This window comes from Pseudomonas sp. Pse1 (genome assembly GCF_024519635.1).
GTDB lineage: Bacteria > Pseudomonadota > Gammaproteobacteria > Pseudomonadales > Pseudomonadaceae > Aquipseudomonas.
Genome location: NZ_JALJRO010000007.1, coordinates 40,497 through 59,020, shown reverse-complemented (window position 1 = coordinate 59,020; position 18,524 = coordinate 40,497). Strand labels below are relative to the sequence as shown.

Annotated in this window: 14 protein-coding genes; 3 read left to right on the top strand and 11 right to left on the bottom strand. The window is 60.1% G+C overall.

Going from position 1 to position 18,524, the window contains the following annotated elements; genetic code table 11:
- Window positions 1-215 precede the first annotated feature (215 nt).
- Both NR126_RS12525 and NR126_RS12520 read left to right on the top strand, forming a co-directional pair.
- A complete protein-coding gene (locus tag NR126_RS12525) occupies window positions 216-581 on the top strand; it encodes a response regulator (RefSeq protein ID WP_256830336.1) in 366 nt (121 codons plus the stop codon).
- Between the two features lie 74 nt (window positions 582-655).
- Complete coding sequence (locus NR126_RS12520; RefSeq protein WP_256830335.1) at window positions 656-1,951, top strand: glycosyltransferase; 1,296 nt, start codon at window positions 656-658, stop codon at window positions 1,949-1,951.
- Window positions 1,952-1,959: 8 nt separating this feature from the next.
- Here NR126_RS12520 and NR126_RS12515 read toward each other — a convergent pair whose 3' ends face one another.
- Window positions 1,960-2,868 (bottom strand): phospholipase, encoded by a 909-nt coding sequence (locus tag NR126_RS12515; RefSeq protein ID WP_105754620.1) that lies wholly within the window; start codon window positions 2,866-2,868, stop codon window positions 1,960-1,962.
- An 87-nt stretch (window positions 2,869-2,955) separates the two neighbouring features.
- Complete coding sequence (locus NR126_RS12510) at window positions 2,956-3,867, bottom strand: phospholipase (RefSeq protein ID WP_105754621.1); 912 nt, start codon at window positions 3,865-3,867, stop codon at window positions 2,956-2,958.
- 228 nt (window positions 3,868-4,095) lie between these two features.
- On the opposite strand from NR126_RS12510, the gene NR126_RS12505 reads away from it, so the two are divergent.
- Window positions 4,096-4,962, top strand: a complete 867-nt coding sequence (locus NR126_RS12505) for a phospholipase (RefSeq protein ID WP_256830333.1) — start codon at window positions 4,096-4,098, stop codon at window positions 4,960-4,962.
- Between the two features lie 115 nt (window positions 4,963-5,077).
- On the opposite strand, the gene NR126_RS12500 is transcribed toward NR126_RS12505, so the two are convergent.
- From NR126_RS12500 to NR126_RS12460, 9 genes are all read right to left on the bottom strand, one after another.
- Window positions 5,078-6,304, bottom strand: a complete 1,227-nt coding sequence (locus NR126_RS12500) for an OprD family porin (RefSeq protein ID WP_256830432.1) — start codon at window positions 6,302-6,304, stop codon at window positions 5,078-5,080.
- A gap of 119 nt (window positions 6,305-6,423) precedes the next feature.
- Window positions 6,424-7,428: a branched-chain amino acid ABC transporter permease gene (locus NR126_RS12495; RefSeq protein WP_256830332.1), complete on the bottom strand. Its 1,005-nt coding sequence runs from the start codon at window positions 7,426-7,428 to the stop codon at window positions 6,424-6,426.
- A 1-nt stretch (window position 7,429) separates the two neighbouring features.
- A complete protein-coding gene (locus NR126_RS12490; RefSeq protein ID WP_027616296.1) occupies window positions 7,430-8,317 on the bottom strand; it encodes a branched-chain amino acid ABC transporter permease in 888 nt (295 codons plus the stop codon).
- 74 nt (window positions 8,318-8,391) lie between these two features.
- Window positions 8,392-9,606, bottom strand: coding sequence for an ABC transporter substrate-binding protein (locus NR126_RS12485; RefSeq protein WP_256830331.1), 1,215 nt, complete (start codon window positions 9,604-9,606; stop codon window positions 8,392-8,394).
- 110 nt (window positions 9,607-9,716) lie between these two features.
- The gene (locus NR126_RS12480; RefSeq protein ID WP_105754624.1) at window positions 9,717-10,439 is read right to left on the bottom strand and encodes an ABC transporter ATP-binding protein; all 723 of its coding nucleotides are present in this window, start codon (window positions 10,437-10,439) and stop codon (window positions 9,717-9,719) included.
- The gene (locus NR126_RS12475; protein WP_027616293.1) at window positions 10,436-11,209 is read right to left on the bottom strand and encodes an ABC transporter ATP-binding protein; all 774 of its coding nucleotides are present in this window, start codon (window positions 11,207-11,209) and stop codon (window positions 10,436-10,438) included. Before NR126_RS12475 ends, NR126_RS12480 begins: the two co-directional genes overlap by 4 nt.
- Before the next feature lie 349 nt (window positions 11,210-11,558).
- Window positions 11,559-12,929 (bottom strand): DUF1552 domain-containing protein, encoded by a 1,371-nt coding sequence (locus NR126_RS12470; protein WP_027616292.1) that lies wholly within the window; start codon window positions 12,927-12,929, stop codon window positions 11,559-11,561.
- A gap of 2 nt (window positions 12,930-12,931) precedes the next feature.
- Window positions 12,932-17,098 carry a DUF1592 domain-containing protein gene (locus NR126_RS12465; protein WP_105754626.1) on the bottom strand — a complete coding sequence of 1,389 codons (4,167 nt, stop codon included), beginning with the start codon at window positions 17,096-17,098 and terminating at the stop codon, window positions 12,932-12,934.
- Between the two features lie 335 nt (window positions 17,099-17,433).
- The gene (locus NR126_RS12460; RefSeq protein WP_027616290.1) at window positions 17,434-18,507 is read right to left on the bottom strand and encodes a sigma-54-dependent Fis family transcriptional regulator; all 1,074 of its coding nucleotides are present in this window, start codon (window positions 18,505-18,507) and stop codon (window positions 17,434-17,436) included.
- Window positions 18,508-18,524 lie beyond the last annotated feature (17 nt).

Sequence of the window (18,524 nt, the reverse complement as noted above, 5' to 3'; positions counted from 1 at the left end):
TAGCCAGCATTTTCCTACATTACCCTCCATTCCTGCAGCGCTACGGGTATCCTGTCGGGAACTGCATCAAAGGTCTTTTTTTACCGCCTGGGGAACTTGTCGGGACCTGCAACTTACTGATGAAAAGGACTGTGTTTTTAATGCTGCTCCTACAGGGGCGGCATTAGGGTCATTTTTTTGCCCGCCTGCGCTCACCCATGTCGAGATCTCACATTATGTCTAACGCCAATCCCACTCTCCTTGTAGTCGAAGACGATGACATCGTGCGCATGCTGATCGTCGATGTGCTGGAAGAACTTGAATTCCAGGCACTGGAAGCCGACGACGGTGAAGCGGCATTGGCGATACTGCGCGACCCCGACAAAACGATCGACTTGATGATGACCGATGTCGGCCTGCCGGACATCGATGGCAAAGAGCTCGCCAACCAGGCCCGCGCACTGCGCCCGGCCCTGCCAATCCTGTTCGCCAGCGGTTATGCCGAGACCATCGATGTACCTGACGGAATGCACGTGATTGGCAAGCCGTTCTCCATCGATCAATTGCGCGACAAGGTCAGGAGCATCCTGGCAACGCCTTGATCGAGCGGCCGCGGCCTGTGGTTTAATAGCGCGCTTCGCCCGCCGCCCCCCGTCGTTTCAAGGAAATACCGCTCATGAGTCAGTCTCGCGCAACCAGGGTCCTGGTCATTGGTTACGTCTGGCCCGAGCCGCGCTCGTCCGCCGCCAGCGGGCATGTCATGCAGATACTCGAGACGTTCCTCAAGGCCGGCTGGGACATCACCTTCAGCAGCCCCGCCGGACCCGGCGAGCACAAGGCCGACCTGCAGGCGATGGGCATTCGCGAATGCGCCATCGAGCTCAACAACAGCAGTTTCGACCGCTTCGTCAGCGAACTGGCGCCGGACATCGTGCTGTTCGACCAGTTCATGATGGAGGAGCAGTTCGGCTGGCGCGTGGAGAAACATTGCCCGGACGCCGTGCGCGTGCTGGAAACCTCGGACCTGCAAAGCCTGCGGCATGCCCGCCATCAGCGCTTGAAAGACCGGCTCAAGGCCAGCGATGACCAGGACGACTTCAGTTCACTGTTCGCCCCGGCCCTGGCGCAAGAGTTCGCACTGATGGCGGACACCGACCTGGCCCGCCGGGAAATCGCCGCGCTGTTTCGCTGCGACCTCAACCTGATGATCTCGGAAGTCGAGATTCAGTTGCTGCTGGAACACTTCAGCCTGCCGGCCAGCGCCCTGCACTGGTGCCCGCTGATGCTCGATCCGCCGAGCGCAGACTTCGTACCCTTTGAGGATCGCGCGCACTTCCTGAGCATCGGTAATTTCCGCCACGCGCCAAACTGGGATGCGGTGCTATGGATGAAGAACGCCGTGTGGCCGCTGATCCGTCAGCAATTGCCCGGCGCCCAGTTGCATATCTATGGCGCCTACACCCCGCCCAAGGCCACGGCCCTGCACAATGCTGCCCAGGGTTTTCACATCATGAACTGGGCCGAGGACGCCTTGCAGGTGATGTCGGCAGCGCGCATCTGCCTGGCGCCGCTGCGCTTCGGGGCCGGGATCAAGGGCAAGATTGTCGACGCCATGCTGTGTGGCACACCGAATGTCACCACCCCGGTCGGTGCCGAAGCCATGGCTGGCGACATGCCCTGGCCGGGCGCGATCGCCGAAAACGCGCAAGGCCTGGCCGACGCCGCGGTGCGCCTGTACCAGGACCAAAGCCTGTGGCAGCAGGCGCAGAGCGCGGGCGTCGAAGTGTTGAACGGGCGTTATCGTCAGGACGTGCATGGGCCGGCGCTGATCAACCGCTTGCAGCACTGCCGCGAGCACCTGACTGAACAGCGCCAAGCGAACTTTATGGGTGGCATGCTGCGCCATCATCAGCACAAGAGCACCCAGTACATGTCCCAGTGGATCGAAGAGAAGAACCGCAATAACGCCTGAGGCACGGGTTAATTTGAGTGGTCGTATTGAGTGGTTGTGTTGACCTTGCTCCAGGCCTTGACCACGTTGGCCGTCCGGCAGTACTGCACCAGTTTGGACTCTTCGAAAAAGTCGGCATTGATGATGCTGCACTTCGATGCCCAATCCGTTCGAGCAGGATCGAACCACTCGTTCAACTTTTCCTGAATGTCGACGGGACCTCCAAGTACGGCGTAGCAGGTGGCGGATAGCGACCAGGGCAAACGCTTTCTGGGTGGCGACAGCATCACCCCGGAAATGAAACGGTGTAATTCGTCGGGAGTCGTCACCGCGATTCCCGACCATTCATGCTGGACTTTGGGATTGAAACCTTCGCCATCAATATCCACTTCAGTCGACACCATCAACCGTTGCACAGCGCTGGCTTTTTTCAGTTGGCCCAATGTCAGGTGATTGTTGCGGGCGGGAATCATACGTTCCCCCAGTCCTGCGCTCATGACCCTCGAAAACTCAGCGGCATCGAAGTCTGAAACAGACGCGCGCATTTCGTGAAAATCCAGAACAATGAACTCGTCCGGATTGGCACTCAAGAATTCATTCACCGCCTCGATCAATGAACTCAGGGCCCGAGAGGAAAAGATCGAATTGTGCTGAAACAAACAATTATCACCCGGCAATTGCACGATTCTTAGATCAAGCGCACGGGCACCATTATTCAATTGATCAAGAAACGAATTATTCTGACAAGCCACCCAATTCGAAACCAACCCTGGAAGGTACCAGGCGTCTAAGTCCATCCCCGCATTATGCGCGCCGGGAAGCACTAATTCGCCCAAGGTCAATGCATCAATGATGGGAACATTGCCCATCCAGTTACGGTGCGTAAATTGATCGCTGGAAGCATAGGCAAAGTCTGCAGGCCGTTGTGCATCACTCATTATCAAATCCTTTTTTATATATGAACCGCCGAACTCATTCCGGCGGCATGTTTCATTAGACTGATTCCTGCCTTGCCAACACAGGCACTACTTCGGAACACCGTCCGCAGGCGAAAAATCAGCACGTTTGGCGTTGGCCTTGGCAATACTCGCCGAGCGGCAAAACATCACCAGATCCGACTCCTCGAAAAAGTCGACGTTGATAATGCTGCATTTGGAAGCCCAGTCAGAACGTGCGGGGTCGAACCATTCATTCAGGGTTCTCGTTATATCTCTGGGACCTTCAGCAAGGGAGTAACTCGTGGCTGACAGCGACCAGGGCAAGTACTCCCTGGGGGGACTTTGCATCACCTGACTGATGAAACGCTGAAGATCATCGGTACTGGCACTGCCGATGCCCGACCATTGGTGGCTGATTTTGTAATTGAAATACTCTCGGTCAAGGCCATCCGGGGTCGCCACCATCACCCTCTGCAGCCCGCTGATTTCTTTTAACTGGCCCAATGTCAAATAACTGTTGCGGGTGGGAATCATGCGCGTCCCCAAGTGCGTCAACATCAATCGGCTAAATTCGGCGAGTTCGAAACGTCGGCTGCGGGTACTCATTTCATGGAAGTCGAGGACGATAAATTCATCCGGATTGTTCGTCAGGAAGCGATCCACAGCCATGATCAAGTCTTCCAGGGCCCGCGATGAACGCCAGCCATTGTGCTGACACCAGAAGTTGCCCTTTTCGTCCTGTTCCAACCTGAGATCAAGGGCCCGCGCACCATTATTCAACTGGGTGAGAAAGGCGTTGTTTTGGCACGCAGCCCAGTGGACGACGCCGGGGCCCACGTAGTCGGCTTTTTTGTCGACGCCGGCGTTGTGCGCACCCGGCAAGACCAATTCGCCGAGTGTCAGACTATCGATGGCATTTACATTGCTCATCCAGTCATGGGTCGTATGTTTGTAATGCGACTCATACGAAAAATCTGGTAACTCGTTATGTTCACTCATGGATTATTCCTTTAATTCATTGAGGTGCATCCGCCAGTCAGTTGGCGGAACGAGGGCAAGACTAACCCCAACCCGCACAACTTCCAAGATCGAAACAGCACTACTATCAATGCACTACGAAAAGAAGTGACTCTTCCCACCGTCCAATGAGCACGGCATGAACGGCCAACACCCAAGCATTGAATTAACATCCAGCGCTCTAACCAATTGCAAAACCAAGGACATTCAATGGCACAGCCAACCGCTGCTTACATCAACAAGTCTTCCTGGATGAGTGAAGTGATCGGCATTGAAACGCTCAAGCTCACGGACATAATATGGCCTGGCGCGCATAACTGCGGAATGGACAAAAAAGCACGTTACTTCGGCCCGATTGTCGGCAACTGGACAACCTGTCAGAACGATTCATTTGCGTTCCAGTTGGCGCAGGGGGTTCGGGCCTTTGATATTCGGATTGGCTACGAGTTGCGAGCGGAGGGCGAGCGCTTTTACTTTCATCACAACGGCGGCCGCTCCGGACGACTCCTCGATGAATTGCTGGAGGCCGTACTGGCGTTTATCACGGAAAATCCCGGGGAGTTCCTGATGCTCGACTTTCACCAGTTGGGCGATGGTAAACACCCCTTCCCCTACCAGACGTTCAGCGACCTGATGGCCGATCGTCTGGGGCCTCACGCCATTGCCCACTCCCTCGCCGACCTGTCGGTCGGCGAACTCAAGCGCACCCGCACACGCAGCCGGGTGATGCTCGCCGCCAGCGGCTCGCTGGACCTGGACCGCACACTGTTCTGGCCGAGAATCAGCCACAAATGGAAGGACAGCACCTTCACCAGCCCCCAGGACCTGTACCTGCATATTGCCCGCACCCTGGACAAGGAGCCGGTCTCCAGCACTTTTCCCTGGTCGCTGTCGGCAACCTGCTATTCCCTGCTTGGCCCCGCCGACATCAAGCACTACCTGGACATCTGGTTTCACCCCAGCGTGCCCTGGATCAGTCGGTGTTCCATCATCAATAGCGACTTCGTCGATGAGTCAACGATTGTCGAGCATTGTGCGATGGCCAATGCCATCAAAGCTGCCGCAATCACGCCTTGACGGCCCCAGATCATGCATCCACCACAAATCTCCTGCAGGACCAGCCCGGGCGGCGTCCCGCTGCTCGGGATGGGGCCGGCGCATTCAACACATTCGCCGGCCAAACCCTACCCTGTCACCACAGCGGCAAGCTGTAGCTGACAATCAAACGGTTCTCGTCGATGTCGCTGGCGAAGCTGCTGCGATAGCTGGCATTGCGCCATTTGATCCCGACGTTTTTCAGCGCACCGCTCTGGATCACGTAACCGATGTCGGTGTTGCGTTCCCACTCTTTGCCGTCCCCCGGTGCGGCGCCGAGGTTGACCTGGTCGCCCTTGACGTAACGGGTCATGAAGGTCAGGCCCGGGATGCCGACGCCGGCGAAGTTGAAGTCGTAGCGGGCCTGGAAGGAGCGTTCGTCCTGGTTGGCGAAGTCGTTGATCTGCACCAGGTTGACCAGGTACGGGTCGGCGCCATTGACGTTGGCGAAGCCGGTGTCACCGCTCATTTTCTGGTAGGTCAGGCCAAACGCATGAGCACCCAGGGCGTAGGTGAACATCGCACCGAGCATGCGGTTGTCGACGTTGCTATTGCCGTCATCGGTGGCACTCGACCAGCGCAAGTCGGACTTCAGCGACTGGCCCTCGGTCACTGGCAAGGTGTGGCTCAGGGTCAGGAAGTGCTGCTTGTACAGATCCTCCAGGTGGGCGTAGTGATAACCGGTGGTCAGGCCGTTGCTCCACTTGTAGTCACCGCCGATGAAATCGAACTGGTCGGTGGTCGCATTGGCGCCGGTGACGATGTTGCGGCGCGGCCCTTTCATCACCGTCATGTCTTCGCGGTTACTGGAGTTACGCTGGCTGACCTGGGTCAGGCGCCCGCCGTTGAAGGTCAGGTTGTCCAGGTCCATGGAGGTCAACTGGCCGCCCTCGAAGGTCTGCGGCAACAGGCGCGTATCGTTGGGCACCAGCACCGGCAGCTTGGGCATCAGCGTACCAACCTTGAGGGTAGTCTTGGACACCCGCACCTTGCCGGTCACACCCAGTTCGCTGTAGTTGTCCGGGGCGCGCCTGGACGTCGGTCCCTGGGGCAGCAAGCCGGTAACGCCGGCGCGATCCGGGCTTGAATCGAGCTTGATCCCGAGCAGGCCCTGGGCATCGACACCAAAACCCACCGTGCCCTCGGTGAAACCCGACTCCATCTTCAGGATGAAACCCTGGGCCCACTCCTCGCCCTTGTTTTGCGGCGCGTTGGCCTGGCGGAAGTCGCGGTTCATGTAGAAGTTACGCATCTCCACACTGGCCTTGCTGTCGTTGATGAAGTCGGCGGACGCTGGGGCGCAGACACCGATGACCCCGGCCATACCGGACAACTGGGCAATGCGGACAGATCGTTTGACGTACATAAGGCTCTCTTTTTTATTGTTGTGGTGCAGCACACCCACGCACCCTGCGTGGGCTCCCTACAGCGGCAAATCAGGTTCTAGAAATTGCGCCGGCTGAGCTTGAGCACCCAGCCGACAATGCCGACCCGGAACAGCAACACGCAGAGGACGAAAATCATCCCCAGGATCACGTGCACCCATTCCCCCAGCGGGCCGTTGGACAGGTAGCTCTGCAAGGTCACCACCACAGTGGCGCCCACCAGTGGACCGAGGATGGTGCCGACACCGCCGAGCAGGGTCATCAGGATCACCTCGCCGGACATGTGCCAGTGCGCGTCGGTGAGCGACGCCAGCTGGAACACCACAGTCTTGGTCGAACCGGCGAGGCCGGTCAGCGCCGCCGAGATGACGAACGCCAGCAGCTTGTGCGCGTCGACGTTGTAGCCGAGGGAAATGGCCCGTGGCTCGTTCTCGCGAATCGCCTTGAGCACTTGGCCGTAAGGCGAGTGGATGGTGCGCTGGATGACCGCGAAGCCGAACACGAACACCGCCAGCACGAAGTAGTACATGGTCAGGTTGTTGCTCAGGTCCAGCAGCCCGAACAACTCACCACGCGGCACCCCGTGCAGGCCGTTTTCGCCGCCGGTGAACGGCGCCTGGACGTAGAGAAAGAACACCAGTTGCGCCAATGCCAGGGTGATCATCGCGAAGTAGATGCCCTGGCGCCGGATCGCCAGCAAGCCAAACACCAACCCCATCAGCGCAGAGCTCAAGGTGCCAAGGATGATCCCCAGGCCGGTGTCGAGACCGCTGTACTGGGTCAGCAGGAATCCGGTGACGTAGCCACCGGTGGCGAGGAACGCCGCGTGCCCGAAGGACAACAAGCCGGCGTAACCCAGCAGCAGGTTAAAGGCACAGGCGAACAGCGCGAAACACAGCAACTTCATCAGGAACACCGGGTAGATCGCCGCCGGCGCCACCAGCGCCACGGCGAACAGTGCCAGGTAGAAGCCACGCTTGCGCCGGGTTGCCGCCTTTTGCCGTTCCAGCACCACTTGCGGTGGCTGGCGTACGGCCTCTGGTTTGATCTGCAGACTTGTCATGTTATGCCTCCTTTCCGAACAGGCCTGCCGGACGCAGCAGCAGCACCAGGACCATCACCAGGAACACCACGGTGTTGGCCGCTTCTGGATAAAACACCTTGGTCAGCCCTTCGATCAGGCCCATGGCCAGGCCGGTGACGATGGCGCCCATGATCGAGCCCATGCCGCCGATCACCACCACCGCAAACACCACGATCAGCAGGTTGGCGCCCATGGTCGGGGTCACCGAATAGATCGGTGCCGCCAGCACGCCGGCAAAGGCCGCAAGGGCTGCGCCGTAGCCATAGGTCAGGGTGATCAGCAGCGGCACGTTGATGCCGAAGGCCTGCATCAGTTTCGGGTTCTCGGTGCCGGCGCGCAGGTAGGAGCCAAGCCGGGTGCGTTCGATCATGTACCAGGTGACCAGGCACACCGCCAACGCGGCAACGATCACCCAGGCGCGATAGGTCGGCAGGAACATGAAGCCGAGGTTGTAGCCGCCCTTCAGTTGCTCAGGCATCGGGTAGGCCGAGCCGGACACGCCGAACAGCTTGACGAACGAGCCTTCAAGGATCAGCGCCAGGCCGAAGGTCAGCAGCAGGCCGTAGAGGTGATCCTCACCGGCGATACGCCGCAGCAGGTAACGCTCGATCAGCACGCCGACCGCCCCCACCAGCAGCGGCGCCAGCACCAGCGCCATCCAGTAGTTGACGCCCAGCCAGTTCAGCGCCATCACCGCGGTGAACGCGCCGAGCATGTACTGCGCGCCGTGGGCAAAGTTGATGATGCGCAACAGCCCGAAAATGATCGCCAGGCCGAGGCTGAGCAAGGCATAGAATGCGCCGTTGATCAGGCCCAGGAGCAACTGCCCGGACATCACCGCCAGGGGAATACCGAATATCAAAGTCATGATTCATCACCCACAGAAAGACCCTGATGCCCGGCAACCCAGCCGCCGGGCACGCGCTATCAGTCATGCATCGGTCAGTTTTGGCTGAGCAACTTGCACTTGCTCTCGGCCACCGGGCGGTAGGCCTCGTCGCCGGGGATGGTGCGCACGATCTTGTACAGGTCCCACTCGCCCTTGGACTCGGCCGGGGTCTTGACCTGCACCAGGTACATGTCGTGGACCATGCGTCCGTCGGCGCGGATCTTGCCGTTCTTGGCGAACATGTCGTTGACCGGCGTCGCCATCATCTGCGTGCGCACGGTTTGTGCTTCATCACTGCCGGTGGCCTTGATCGCGTTGAGGTAGTTCATGGTCGCCGAGTAGATCCCCGCCGGCACCATGCCCGGCATCTTGCCGGTGCGTTTGTGGTAACGCTGGGCCCAGGCGCGGCTCTCGTCGTTCATGTCCCAGTACCAGCCGGTGGTCAGCATCAGGCCCTGGGTCACGTCCAGGCCCATGGCGTGGATGTCGTTGAGAAACACCACCATGCCCGCCTGCTTCTGCCCGGATTGGGCGACGCCAAACTGGTTGGCGGTCTTCAGCGAATTGACGGTGTCGGCACCGGCGTTGGCGAAGGCGATCACCTCGGCACCGGAGCCCTGGGCCTGGAGGATGTAGGAGGAAAAGTCGTTGGTGGGAAACGGGTGACGAACCTTGCCCACGACTTTGCCGCCATCGGCTTCGACGACTTTGGTGATGTCCGCTTCCATCGCATGGCCGAAGGCATAGTCGGCGGTGATGATGAACCAGCTCTTGCCGCCGTCGGCCAGCACCGACTTGGCCGTACCGTTGGCCAGGGCGTAGGAGTCGTAGGTCCAGTGAATATGGTTGGGCGAGCAGAATTCGTTGGTCAGGCTCGACGCCGCCGCACCGGAAATCAGCGCCAGTTTGCCGGACTGCTCGACCACCTTGCTGGCGGCCAGCACCACCGAGGAGGCGACCATGCCGGTGACCATGTCGACGTTACGCTCATCGACCCACTGGCGCACGGTGTTGGCGCCGACGTCCGGTTTGTTCAGGTCGTCGGCGCTGAACACCACTATTTTCTTGCCGTTGACCTGGCCGCCGAAATCCTCGATGGCCATGTTCAACGCGTCCAGGCCACCGGGGCCGGACAGGTCGCGGTAAGTGCCCGACATGTCCGCCAGGTAACCGATGCGAATTTCATCGTCGCTGATCTGCGCCTGGGCCGCGCCGGCGATCAGGCTGGAAGCCAGGATGGCGCTTGCTGTTTGCTGAAAAACCTTCATGTAGATCACCCCACTGTCCGACGTTATTTTTATTGTTCCAGGCAAAGCGGCCCCGTGCCGTCGAGGTGAAAGCCTCGGCGACCTGCATGATGCTCGGGGTAAAACGGGTGTCAGACGCCCAGGCAGCTGTGCAGCAGCTCCTGCTTGGCGTCCAGTTCAGCAGCGCTGATCTGTTCCACGATCTGGCCGTGATCCATCAGGTAATGACGGTCGGCCAGGGGCGCGGCAAAACGGAAATTCTGTTCCACCAGGACGATGGTCAGGCCCTTGTTTTTCAGCTTGATCAGCACCTGACCAAGCTTTTGCACGATCACCGGGGCCAGGCCTTCGGTGATCTCGTCGAGCAGCAGCAGGTTGGCCCCGGTCCGCAGGATTCGCGCCATCGCCAGCATTTGCTGTTCACCGCCGGACAGTCGCGTGCCCTGGCTGAAGCGGCGTTCGTAGAGGTTGGGGAACATCTCGTAGATTTCGTCCAGGCTCATGCCATCGCTGCGCACATTGGGCGGCAGCAGCAGGTTTTCCTCGACGTTCAAGCTGGCGAAAATGCCCCGCTCCTCCGGGCAGAAACCCACGCCCAGACGCGGGATCAGGTGCGCCGACAGGCCGATGGTTTCGGTGCCGTTGACCATGATCGAGCCGGTGCGCCGACCGACCATGTTCATGATCGCCCGCAGCGTAGTCGAGCGACCGGAGCCATTGCGCCCCAGCAGGGTCACCAGTTCGCCACGGCGGACCTGCATGTCGATACCGTGAAGGATGTGCGACTCGCCATAGAAGGCGTGCAGGTCGGCGATGCGCAGTTGTTCGAATTCAGGGGTGTGCAGACTGCTCATGCGTGGGCCCCTTGCACTGCCGCCTCACTGCCCAGGTATGCCTCGCGCACCTGCGGATGGGCCGACACGCTGGCGTAGTCGCCCTCGGCCAGAATCGCCCCGCGCGCCAGCACGGTGATGCGGTCGGACAGCTCGCTGACCACGCTCAAGTTGTGCTCCACCATCAACACCGTGCGCCCCACCGCCGCACGTCGTACCAATTCGATGACCATGTTCACATCCTCGTGCCCCATTCCCTGGGTCGGTTCGTCGAGCAGCAGCACGCTGGGGTCCAGCGCCAGGGTGGTGGCCAGTTCCAGCGCACGTTTGCGGCCGTACGGCAATTCGATGGTCTGGGTGTGGGCGTAGTCGGCCAGGCCCACCTCTTCGAGCATCTGCATGGCGCGTTCGTTGAGCGAATCGAGGCTGCTCTCGGGCTTCCAGAAATGGTAGGAATCACCGCGCTTGCGCTGCAGCGCCACCCGCACGTTTTCCACCACGCTCATGTGGCCGAACACCGCCGAGATCTGGAACGAGCGCACCAGGCCCAGGCGCGCAATCTCGTTGGGCTTGAGACGGGTGATGGTTTTGCCCTGGTAGAGGATTTCGCCACGGGTGGGCGGGAGGAACTTGGTAAGCAGGTTGAAAACCGTGGTCTTACCGGCCCCATTGGGACCGATCAGGGCATGGATATGGCCCTTCTGAACACGCAGATCGACCGAGTCGACGGCGGTGAAACCGCGAAACTCCTTGGTCAGGCCGCGGGTTTCCAAGACAAACTCTGGTGACATGTGGAGCCCTCTAACCTTGTTTGTTTTTATTGGTTATGGCGCTGCGGACACACTTGCACTGACGTTTACGCTTACGTAAACGTGACCGAATATACAAAAGTCAGAATCGTCCTACAAGATATAAACGGATAACTTACGACTAAAGTATTTCAGGGCTGAAACATGTGTTGGCGCGAGGCTCTAGACCGGGCATCCACATGACTTTCATGGACACAGAGTCCCCTGATGGAGCGAGCCTGCTCGCGAAGAGGCCGACACATGCACCCTCGGCAGCGCCTGACACTGCGCATCGCTGGCCAGCTCCTACAGGGATCCGCGGCCGCTCACAAGATCCGCGAAAAACGCAGCCTCAGACATTGGTAAAAATCCCCGTCACCGGCTCGATATTCCCCTCATAGGGCACCGTAGTACCCGCTGCCTTGGCCACGGTCGCCCAGATCCGCTGCATGTCGACGAAACGCTTGCCGATTACCGGATTGCCCGAGTGATGATCCCGATCGGCCTGGCCGGTGATGTTGAAGTAGCGTCCATCGCCATCGCCGCTCTTGAGCAAGCCACTCGCACCGCCCATCAGCACCATCGGCATGTCGATCATATGCTCCGGCGCACCGTCGGCCATCTCGCTGGTCAGCACCACCAGGGTATGGTCGAGCAGGCTGTCTTCGGGAACATGCGGGTCCTGATAACGGGCCAGCTCATCCATAAACCGTTTGACCTGGCGCACGTACCATTGCCGCGTACCCTTCCAGAACGGTTCCCCGGAATAGCGGTGCGCACAATCATGGGGATTACTGGTGGTGCTGACGTCGACGATGTTCAGTGATTCCGCCGAGCGCCCGATTTGTATCGTTGCGACCCGGGTAATCCCGCACCCCAGGGCGGTGGCCACCACCTGATGATGGTTGGCCTGAACCTGAGTACGATCGCGAGCCGAGCGAAAATCCAGGGGCTCCAGGGTCACGGGCTTGCACTCGCCGATGGGCGGCTGATCCATCTCGAGGTCCTTGATCACCTGCTCCACCGAGTCCAGATGGGTGACCAGCTTCTGGTGCTCGGCACCGGACAGCTTGCTGAGGATTTCGCGGGTATCGAGCAATGCCATGTCCAGGAATGACCGGTTGCGCAGCGGTCGGCCATCGGGATTGCGTTTGCGCACCGGCGCCTTGAACAAGGCCTCGGCCATTAACACCGGATCGCGATACGGGGTGCGAATCGCCTTGTCCTGGAAGGAGACGAACCAGGGCGTGCCGTCGACGCCGGCATGGGGCCCGGCAAACAGACTTCGGTGAGAAGCCTCGGTGCCCGGCAAGTGATTGCCCAACAGGATATCGATCGACGACTGACTGGACTTGGTGTCGCGCAATACCCAGTTCCAGCCGCTGTGTCCGACGTTACCCGGGCCCAGCATAATCCCGCGCAGGTACAACGACTGATCGCGGTAGGCGGCCAGCTCGGCGCTGATCTCATTCAGGGTGAACGCGCTGGTGTCCACGTCCTGGGCCGTAGGGTGCCAGAGCCCGCGCCCATCACCAAAACCGCCGCCGGTGTAGGAATCCACCGCCAGACCGTCAGGCACCACCACAAATACCACCTTGAGCTTCGCCTGCTCCGTCTGCCCGGCCAGCGCCATGCGCGACAGACCGAAAGGGCTCAACGAACCATAGACACTCACAGCAGCCAGGCCCTGCAAAAAACGCCGACGACTTTTAAGAAGATCCATGATCAATTCCTCTCGGTCTTGTAAATGAACGCCTTGGACGTACCCAATGCCTTGAGCATCTCGGCCAGCGAGCCTGAGGTTTTCAGGCCGTCGGCGACCGCCTTGACGGTGCCCGACGTCGAGACATCGGATTTACTGCCAAAGACAAACCGGAAATAACTGTCCGCCATGCAGAACTGCGAGGTTGGGCTGCGCGAAACAATGTTGGCGATATCGCGCACATCATTGATCGGCTCAGTACCAGTTGCCGTGAGGAAGGGACCGGATGCCTTGATCGGCAACATCTGCGGATACTGGTTGTAGTTATGGGCTCGCTCCTCAAGGCGATAGCGCCCGGCCGCGTCGTAATGCTCCATCGAGGAACCGGTGTCGTTCATGTATTGGTGGCACTGCCAGCAACGTCCACCGGATGCCTGCTCGCCGTTGACCGAGTCCCAATACTCGCGGGTAGTGATGGCCCGTGGCGGCTGGGTCGGATCGGTCGGGTCAGGTTCCACCGGCGCGCCGAACTCATGACAGAACATCTGTTCACGAATCATGATGCCGCGCTTGACCAGCGAGGTGGCCTGGTAGTCGGACGTTGCCGCCTGTGTCAGGCCCAGGTGCAGCAGGCCGCCACGCTTGTCATCGACCGTCACCTTGCGCATGTCATTGCCCGTCACGCCAGCGATCCCGTAATGCGCGGCCAGGGCCTGATTGAGGAAGGTGTAGTGCGGCGTGAACAGTTCCGTGAAGGTGCCGTTGTTGAGCATCAGGTTGCGACTCAGCAGGTACTGCTCCTGCGCCATGAGCTGAATCATCTGCGCGCTCAACCCGGGTTTTTCCTGCACGCCACGTTCGGTCTTGACGTAGTAACTGACAAACCGGTTGAACTGGGCGATGCCGCGCTCCGTACGCATCATGCGCTCGATCTCGGCGCCGATCTGTAGCTCGGTCTGCAGTTCGTTGCGCTGCGCCTTGGCCAGCAACGCCTCGTCCGGAGTGGTGCCGAGGAACCCGTAAGACAGCGCGGTGGCCACCTCGTACGGTGTCAATTGATAGACCGTGCCGTCACGCGTGGTGCTCACGCCCAGTTCAGAGCGATAGAGGAAGTTAGGCGACAGCAACAGCGCGGCAATCAGCCCCGGCGCCTCCTGCTCCTCGTAAAGCGTCTGATAGCGCTCGCGCTCGGCGTCGCTGAGCGGACGCCGGAACAACTGCAAGCCCAGCGACGTGACCAGATCCGCCCCCATCTTCGACGGTGCCAGGACGCGCAGGCGCGCCGGCGTCACCTCGTTGGCCACCGACAGGGCCATGTCGTAGAACTGCTTGACGTCTTCGGCCTGGAGAATCCCCTTGCTGGCCTCGCCGGGGTACTTGAAGTCGGTTTCCGACTTGTCGGCCGGCAACTTCTCGGGGTTGATCTCTACCCCCAATACATCCATGACAGTGGCGGCATACTCATCCGCGGTCAGCAGACGCAACTGCCGCACCCCTTGCGACTCACCCGGCTTCAGAAAGGGTGCCCAGACCACGTCGAACAGGTGCGTGCTGACTTCCGTGGCGCAAGTCGTATCGCAATGCCCGGCCACCGGCATGCTCTTGATCTGCCGGACCAGCGCATCCAGCCCCGCGGCGCTCCAGGTTGTGGCCATGCGCTGGGTGGCGAAAGACTCCATCGAGTGACATTTGGTACAGGCCTGGGCCAGCACCGTCTCGCCCAGGTTGTCCAGCACCCGGTAAGCCATCGGCGTTAGCTGGTGGTGTTCGCTGGACTCGTCAATGTCCACCTTTTCCAGTTCCGGCTCAGGTTTGGCCTTGGCGTAGAACGGGTAAATCACCTGGTACTTGCCGTAACTGAGGATCTGCGTGGTGCTCTCCCCCCAGGGTACCTGGATCACCTTGGGCTCCTCTGTCGGCTTGGCAGTGTTGACCAGGCTCAGGTGCCATTGCGCGTCGCTGACCGACGCCGGCTTGGCCGGGGCTTTGATCGTCACCTCGACTTCGAGCTTGTCCGGGCGCTCGCGGTAACTCAGGTCGATGACATGGGTCTTATGTGTCGCCGACAACGTGAAGACGGAATTGCGCACCTGCGGAATCCAGTCCCTCACATCATTGAGCCGCAGTTGGTATTCGCCATAGGGCAAACCTTCGAGAAAGATACTGGCTTCGCTGTCCGCCGGGTTCCAGGAGACTTGCACCAGGCGACGATTGCCATCGGGGCCGGTCAGGTAACCACTGATCATCTCCTTCTCGTAGCCTGGCGGCGGTAAGGAGGGGCGCAACGTCAATTGGGTCGGCGGCAAGCCGCTGGGGTCGTAGCGCATGCGATAAATCACCCCGGCAACGTCATCGCTGATCAGGATGCTGCCATCGCCCAATGCCAGAAATTCGGTGGGCCGACCCACGCAGGAGTTGTCCAGGCAGTACACATCGAATTTATCCGGATCCTGGACGAAACCGTTGATCAGCGGGATCTGATTAACCACTCGATCGCCGCCCTGAATCGTCAGCATCTGCACGTTCATGCCGGGGACTGCGCTAGAACCGGTGCCGTGCAGGGCCACCAGCAGGCGCGGGGTTTCGCGGCCATCGGGCCCGGGATAGCCGTACCAGAACATCACCCCCAGTGGCGCGGTGTTGGTCCCCTGTTCGAAGGCTGGGGCCACGTATTGATCAGGGTTGATATCGTCCAACGGCTTGTCCGAGACGATCGCGCCCGGCACCAGCGGAGGCTGGATCACTCCTGGGTTCTGGTACTCCTCCTGGGTGAACCCGGGGGTGTTTTTGCCGAACAGATAGGGCACGCCAAAATGCTGGCCGTCAGCGCTGATCCTGTTGACTTCATCAGGGTTGGCGAAACCCTGGCGATTGTTGTCGCTGAACCATATTTTGCCGGTGTTGGGGTTGAAGTCGAAGCCCACTGAATTGCGTACACCCGAGGCGAGGATCTCCCACTTTTTATCCTTATCCTCGTCACTCTCGTCCTCATCCACGGTGTCCAGCGGGTACCGCAACAAGGTGCCATAACGCGGGTCTTTGTCTTTGGGGATCATGCACAGGTTGCAGGGGATGCCGACAGCGGTGTAGAGCCATTTATCACTGGCCACCGGGCTGAAGCGCAACGGATGTTTCATGTGCCAGATACGGGTGTTGGAACCGCTGGACAGCGGCGGCAGGGGAAACCCCTTGGCATCCGGGGGAAATTTGACCACCAACTGAGGCTTGGGGTCCTTGTAGTTGTTATCGGCATCGCGCAGGCGATAAAGCCCGCCAGTGGTCGAGTAGTACAGGTCACCGTCGCGCCAGGCCACGCCATGGGGCTCTTCCTGGCCGCTGGCGATCACGTGGATGGCGGTCGGCTTGCCGGCTGCATCCAGGGGCAAGGCGTAAATCATGTCGGCGATCTTGCCGTCATACACATAGGAAGGAATCGCGCTGGATCCGACATACAGCACGTTCTTGCCCATGGCCATTTGCCGAGGCTGAATCAGGCCCTGGGCAAACAATTCGATCTTGATCCCGGGCAGACCATGGAGTTTATCAACCTCCACCGGTGGCCGGTATTTGACCTCGACAGTCTGCTCTTCGCCCGCGTCCTGCTTGAAGGAAACGATGTGCGGTGTGTTCAGCGGAACGAAGCCGTCGGCGACATTCATCACCAGTTGATAATCGCAGGCCTTGAGTTGATCCAGATGCAGGGTTTCATTGGCCTTGATGCTGATCGGGATCTCTTCGGCCTTGCAGCGCAGTACCCCGGTCAACACCTGATCGGCTCGCGACACGCCGGGCACCGCCGGTTTCAGGGGGGCCTTGCCGCTCAGGGTGGCGAAACTCAAGGTCAGTCGATTACCTTCAGGACCACCGCACTCGCCCAGGTCTTTCCAGGCGTCGGGCCAGTGACCTTGTGGTTTGCCCGGTTCATAGGCGACCTGGCGACACCAGGCCGAACTGCCAGGGCCCAGGGGCGCCTCATCATCTTTCCAGCATTCGTACCCATGGCCCCGATGAGTGACTTGCTCGCCTGGCCCATACACCTTGTCGACGACATAGGGATCCGGCGGACAGGACTGGCGGCCAGCGGGCGCGGAATGGGCCGTACCCGGAAAAAAAACCACGCCTATGATTACGCCCAGCGCGACCAGGCCCAACATGGCCAACACGCGACACACACCGACAGACTTCTCCATGATTCAGGCCTCATGCATCGGCCAGGTACCGGGTTGCCGCCTTGCAACGACCGATCAGCCGCTGCGCAGTGAACCCTCTGACCCCGGGTGGCAGGTCGCCGTAGGCGAGTCTGGCCCGATAAGGTAATTGGAATGTCTTCCAATGCGGTTCCACTGCATGACCACGACATGGCTGGACAGCCATAGAGACAGGAACTGACAGACATTCATCCGTGCATCGCCAGCCCTCGGATCCAGATGACGATCAACCGAGCAGGCGTTTTTATCAAAACGCCAATCGATCACCCGCGTCTACTGTCAAAGTTGACAGGTAGCCATCCTTCACCCGCACTCAATCACTCCTGCACAGCCAGCGGCTTGCTCAATTCGCCAATCTTCTCCAGCCGCGCCCGCACGATGTTGCGGCTGATATTGAGCAGGCGTCCGGTCTGCAACTGATTGCCATGGCAGTAGCGGTAGGCAGCGCGAAAGATCGTCTCTTCGATGTGTTCGTAGAGGTCGGGAATATTCTGTTCGAACAGCGCATTCAGTGCCGTTTCCAGGTCCACCGGGCCACTGACTGCATGGCTGAGCGGATTGGCCTGCTCCTGGCGAATACCCGAAGAGCGCATGTCCACCAGGTGCAAATCGGCCGGCGCCACCCGCTGGTTACGGCACACCAGCAAGGCATGGTGAATGGAGTTTTCCAGCTCGCGGATGTTGCCCGGCCAATTGTGCTCGAGCAGTTTGCGCTCGGTCTCGATGCTCAGGGTCGCGCGGTTGTAGCCCAGGCGCTGGCAGTATTCCTCGAGGAAAAACTCGGCCAGCGGCAGGATGTCCCCTGGGCGCTCGCGCAGCGGCGGCAGGCGAATGGTCGCCACGTGCAAACGGTAAAACAGGTCCTCGCGAAAATGCCCGGCCACCACCGCATCCGCCAGATTGACGTTGGTCGCGGCCACCAACCGCACATTGATCGGGATCGGCGTGCGTGAGCCCAGGCGCACCACTTCGCGCTCCTGCAACACCCGTAACAACTTGACCTGCATGTTCAACGGCAGATCACCGATCTCATCGAGGAACAGCGTGCCGCCGTTGGCCGCCTCGAACCAGCCGGCCTTGTTGCTGGTAGCCCCGGTAAACGCGCCCTTCTCGTGGCCAAACAGTTCGCTCTCCACCAGGGTTTCGGCGAACGCCCCGCAGTTCACCGCGACAAACGGCTCGCGACCACGGCGGCTGAGATTATGGATGTGCCGCGCCACCAGCTCCTTGCCGGTGCCGGTCTCGCCGATGATCAGCGTATTGGCTTCACTCGGCGCCAGGCGCTCGATGCGGCTGAGCAACTCCTGGGAGCGCGGGTCCTTGAAGACCAGGACGGTAGCGCGCACCGACTTGGTCAGTTCGCGTGCGTGGGGATGAGTGATCAGCGACATGGTGCATTCCTGGCAGT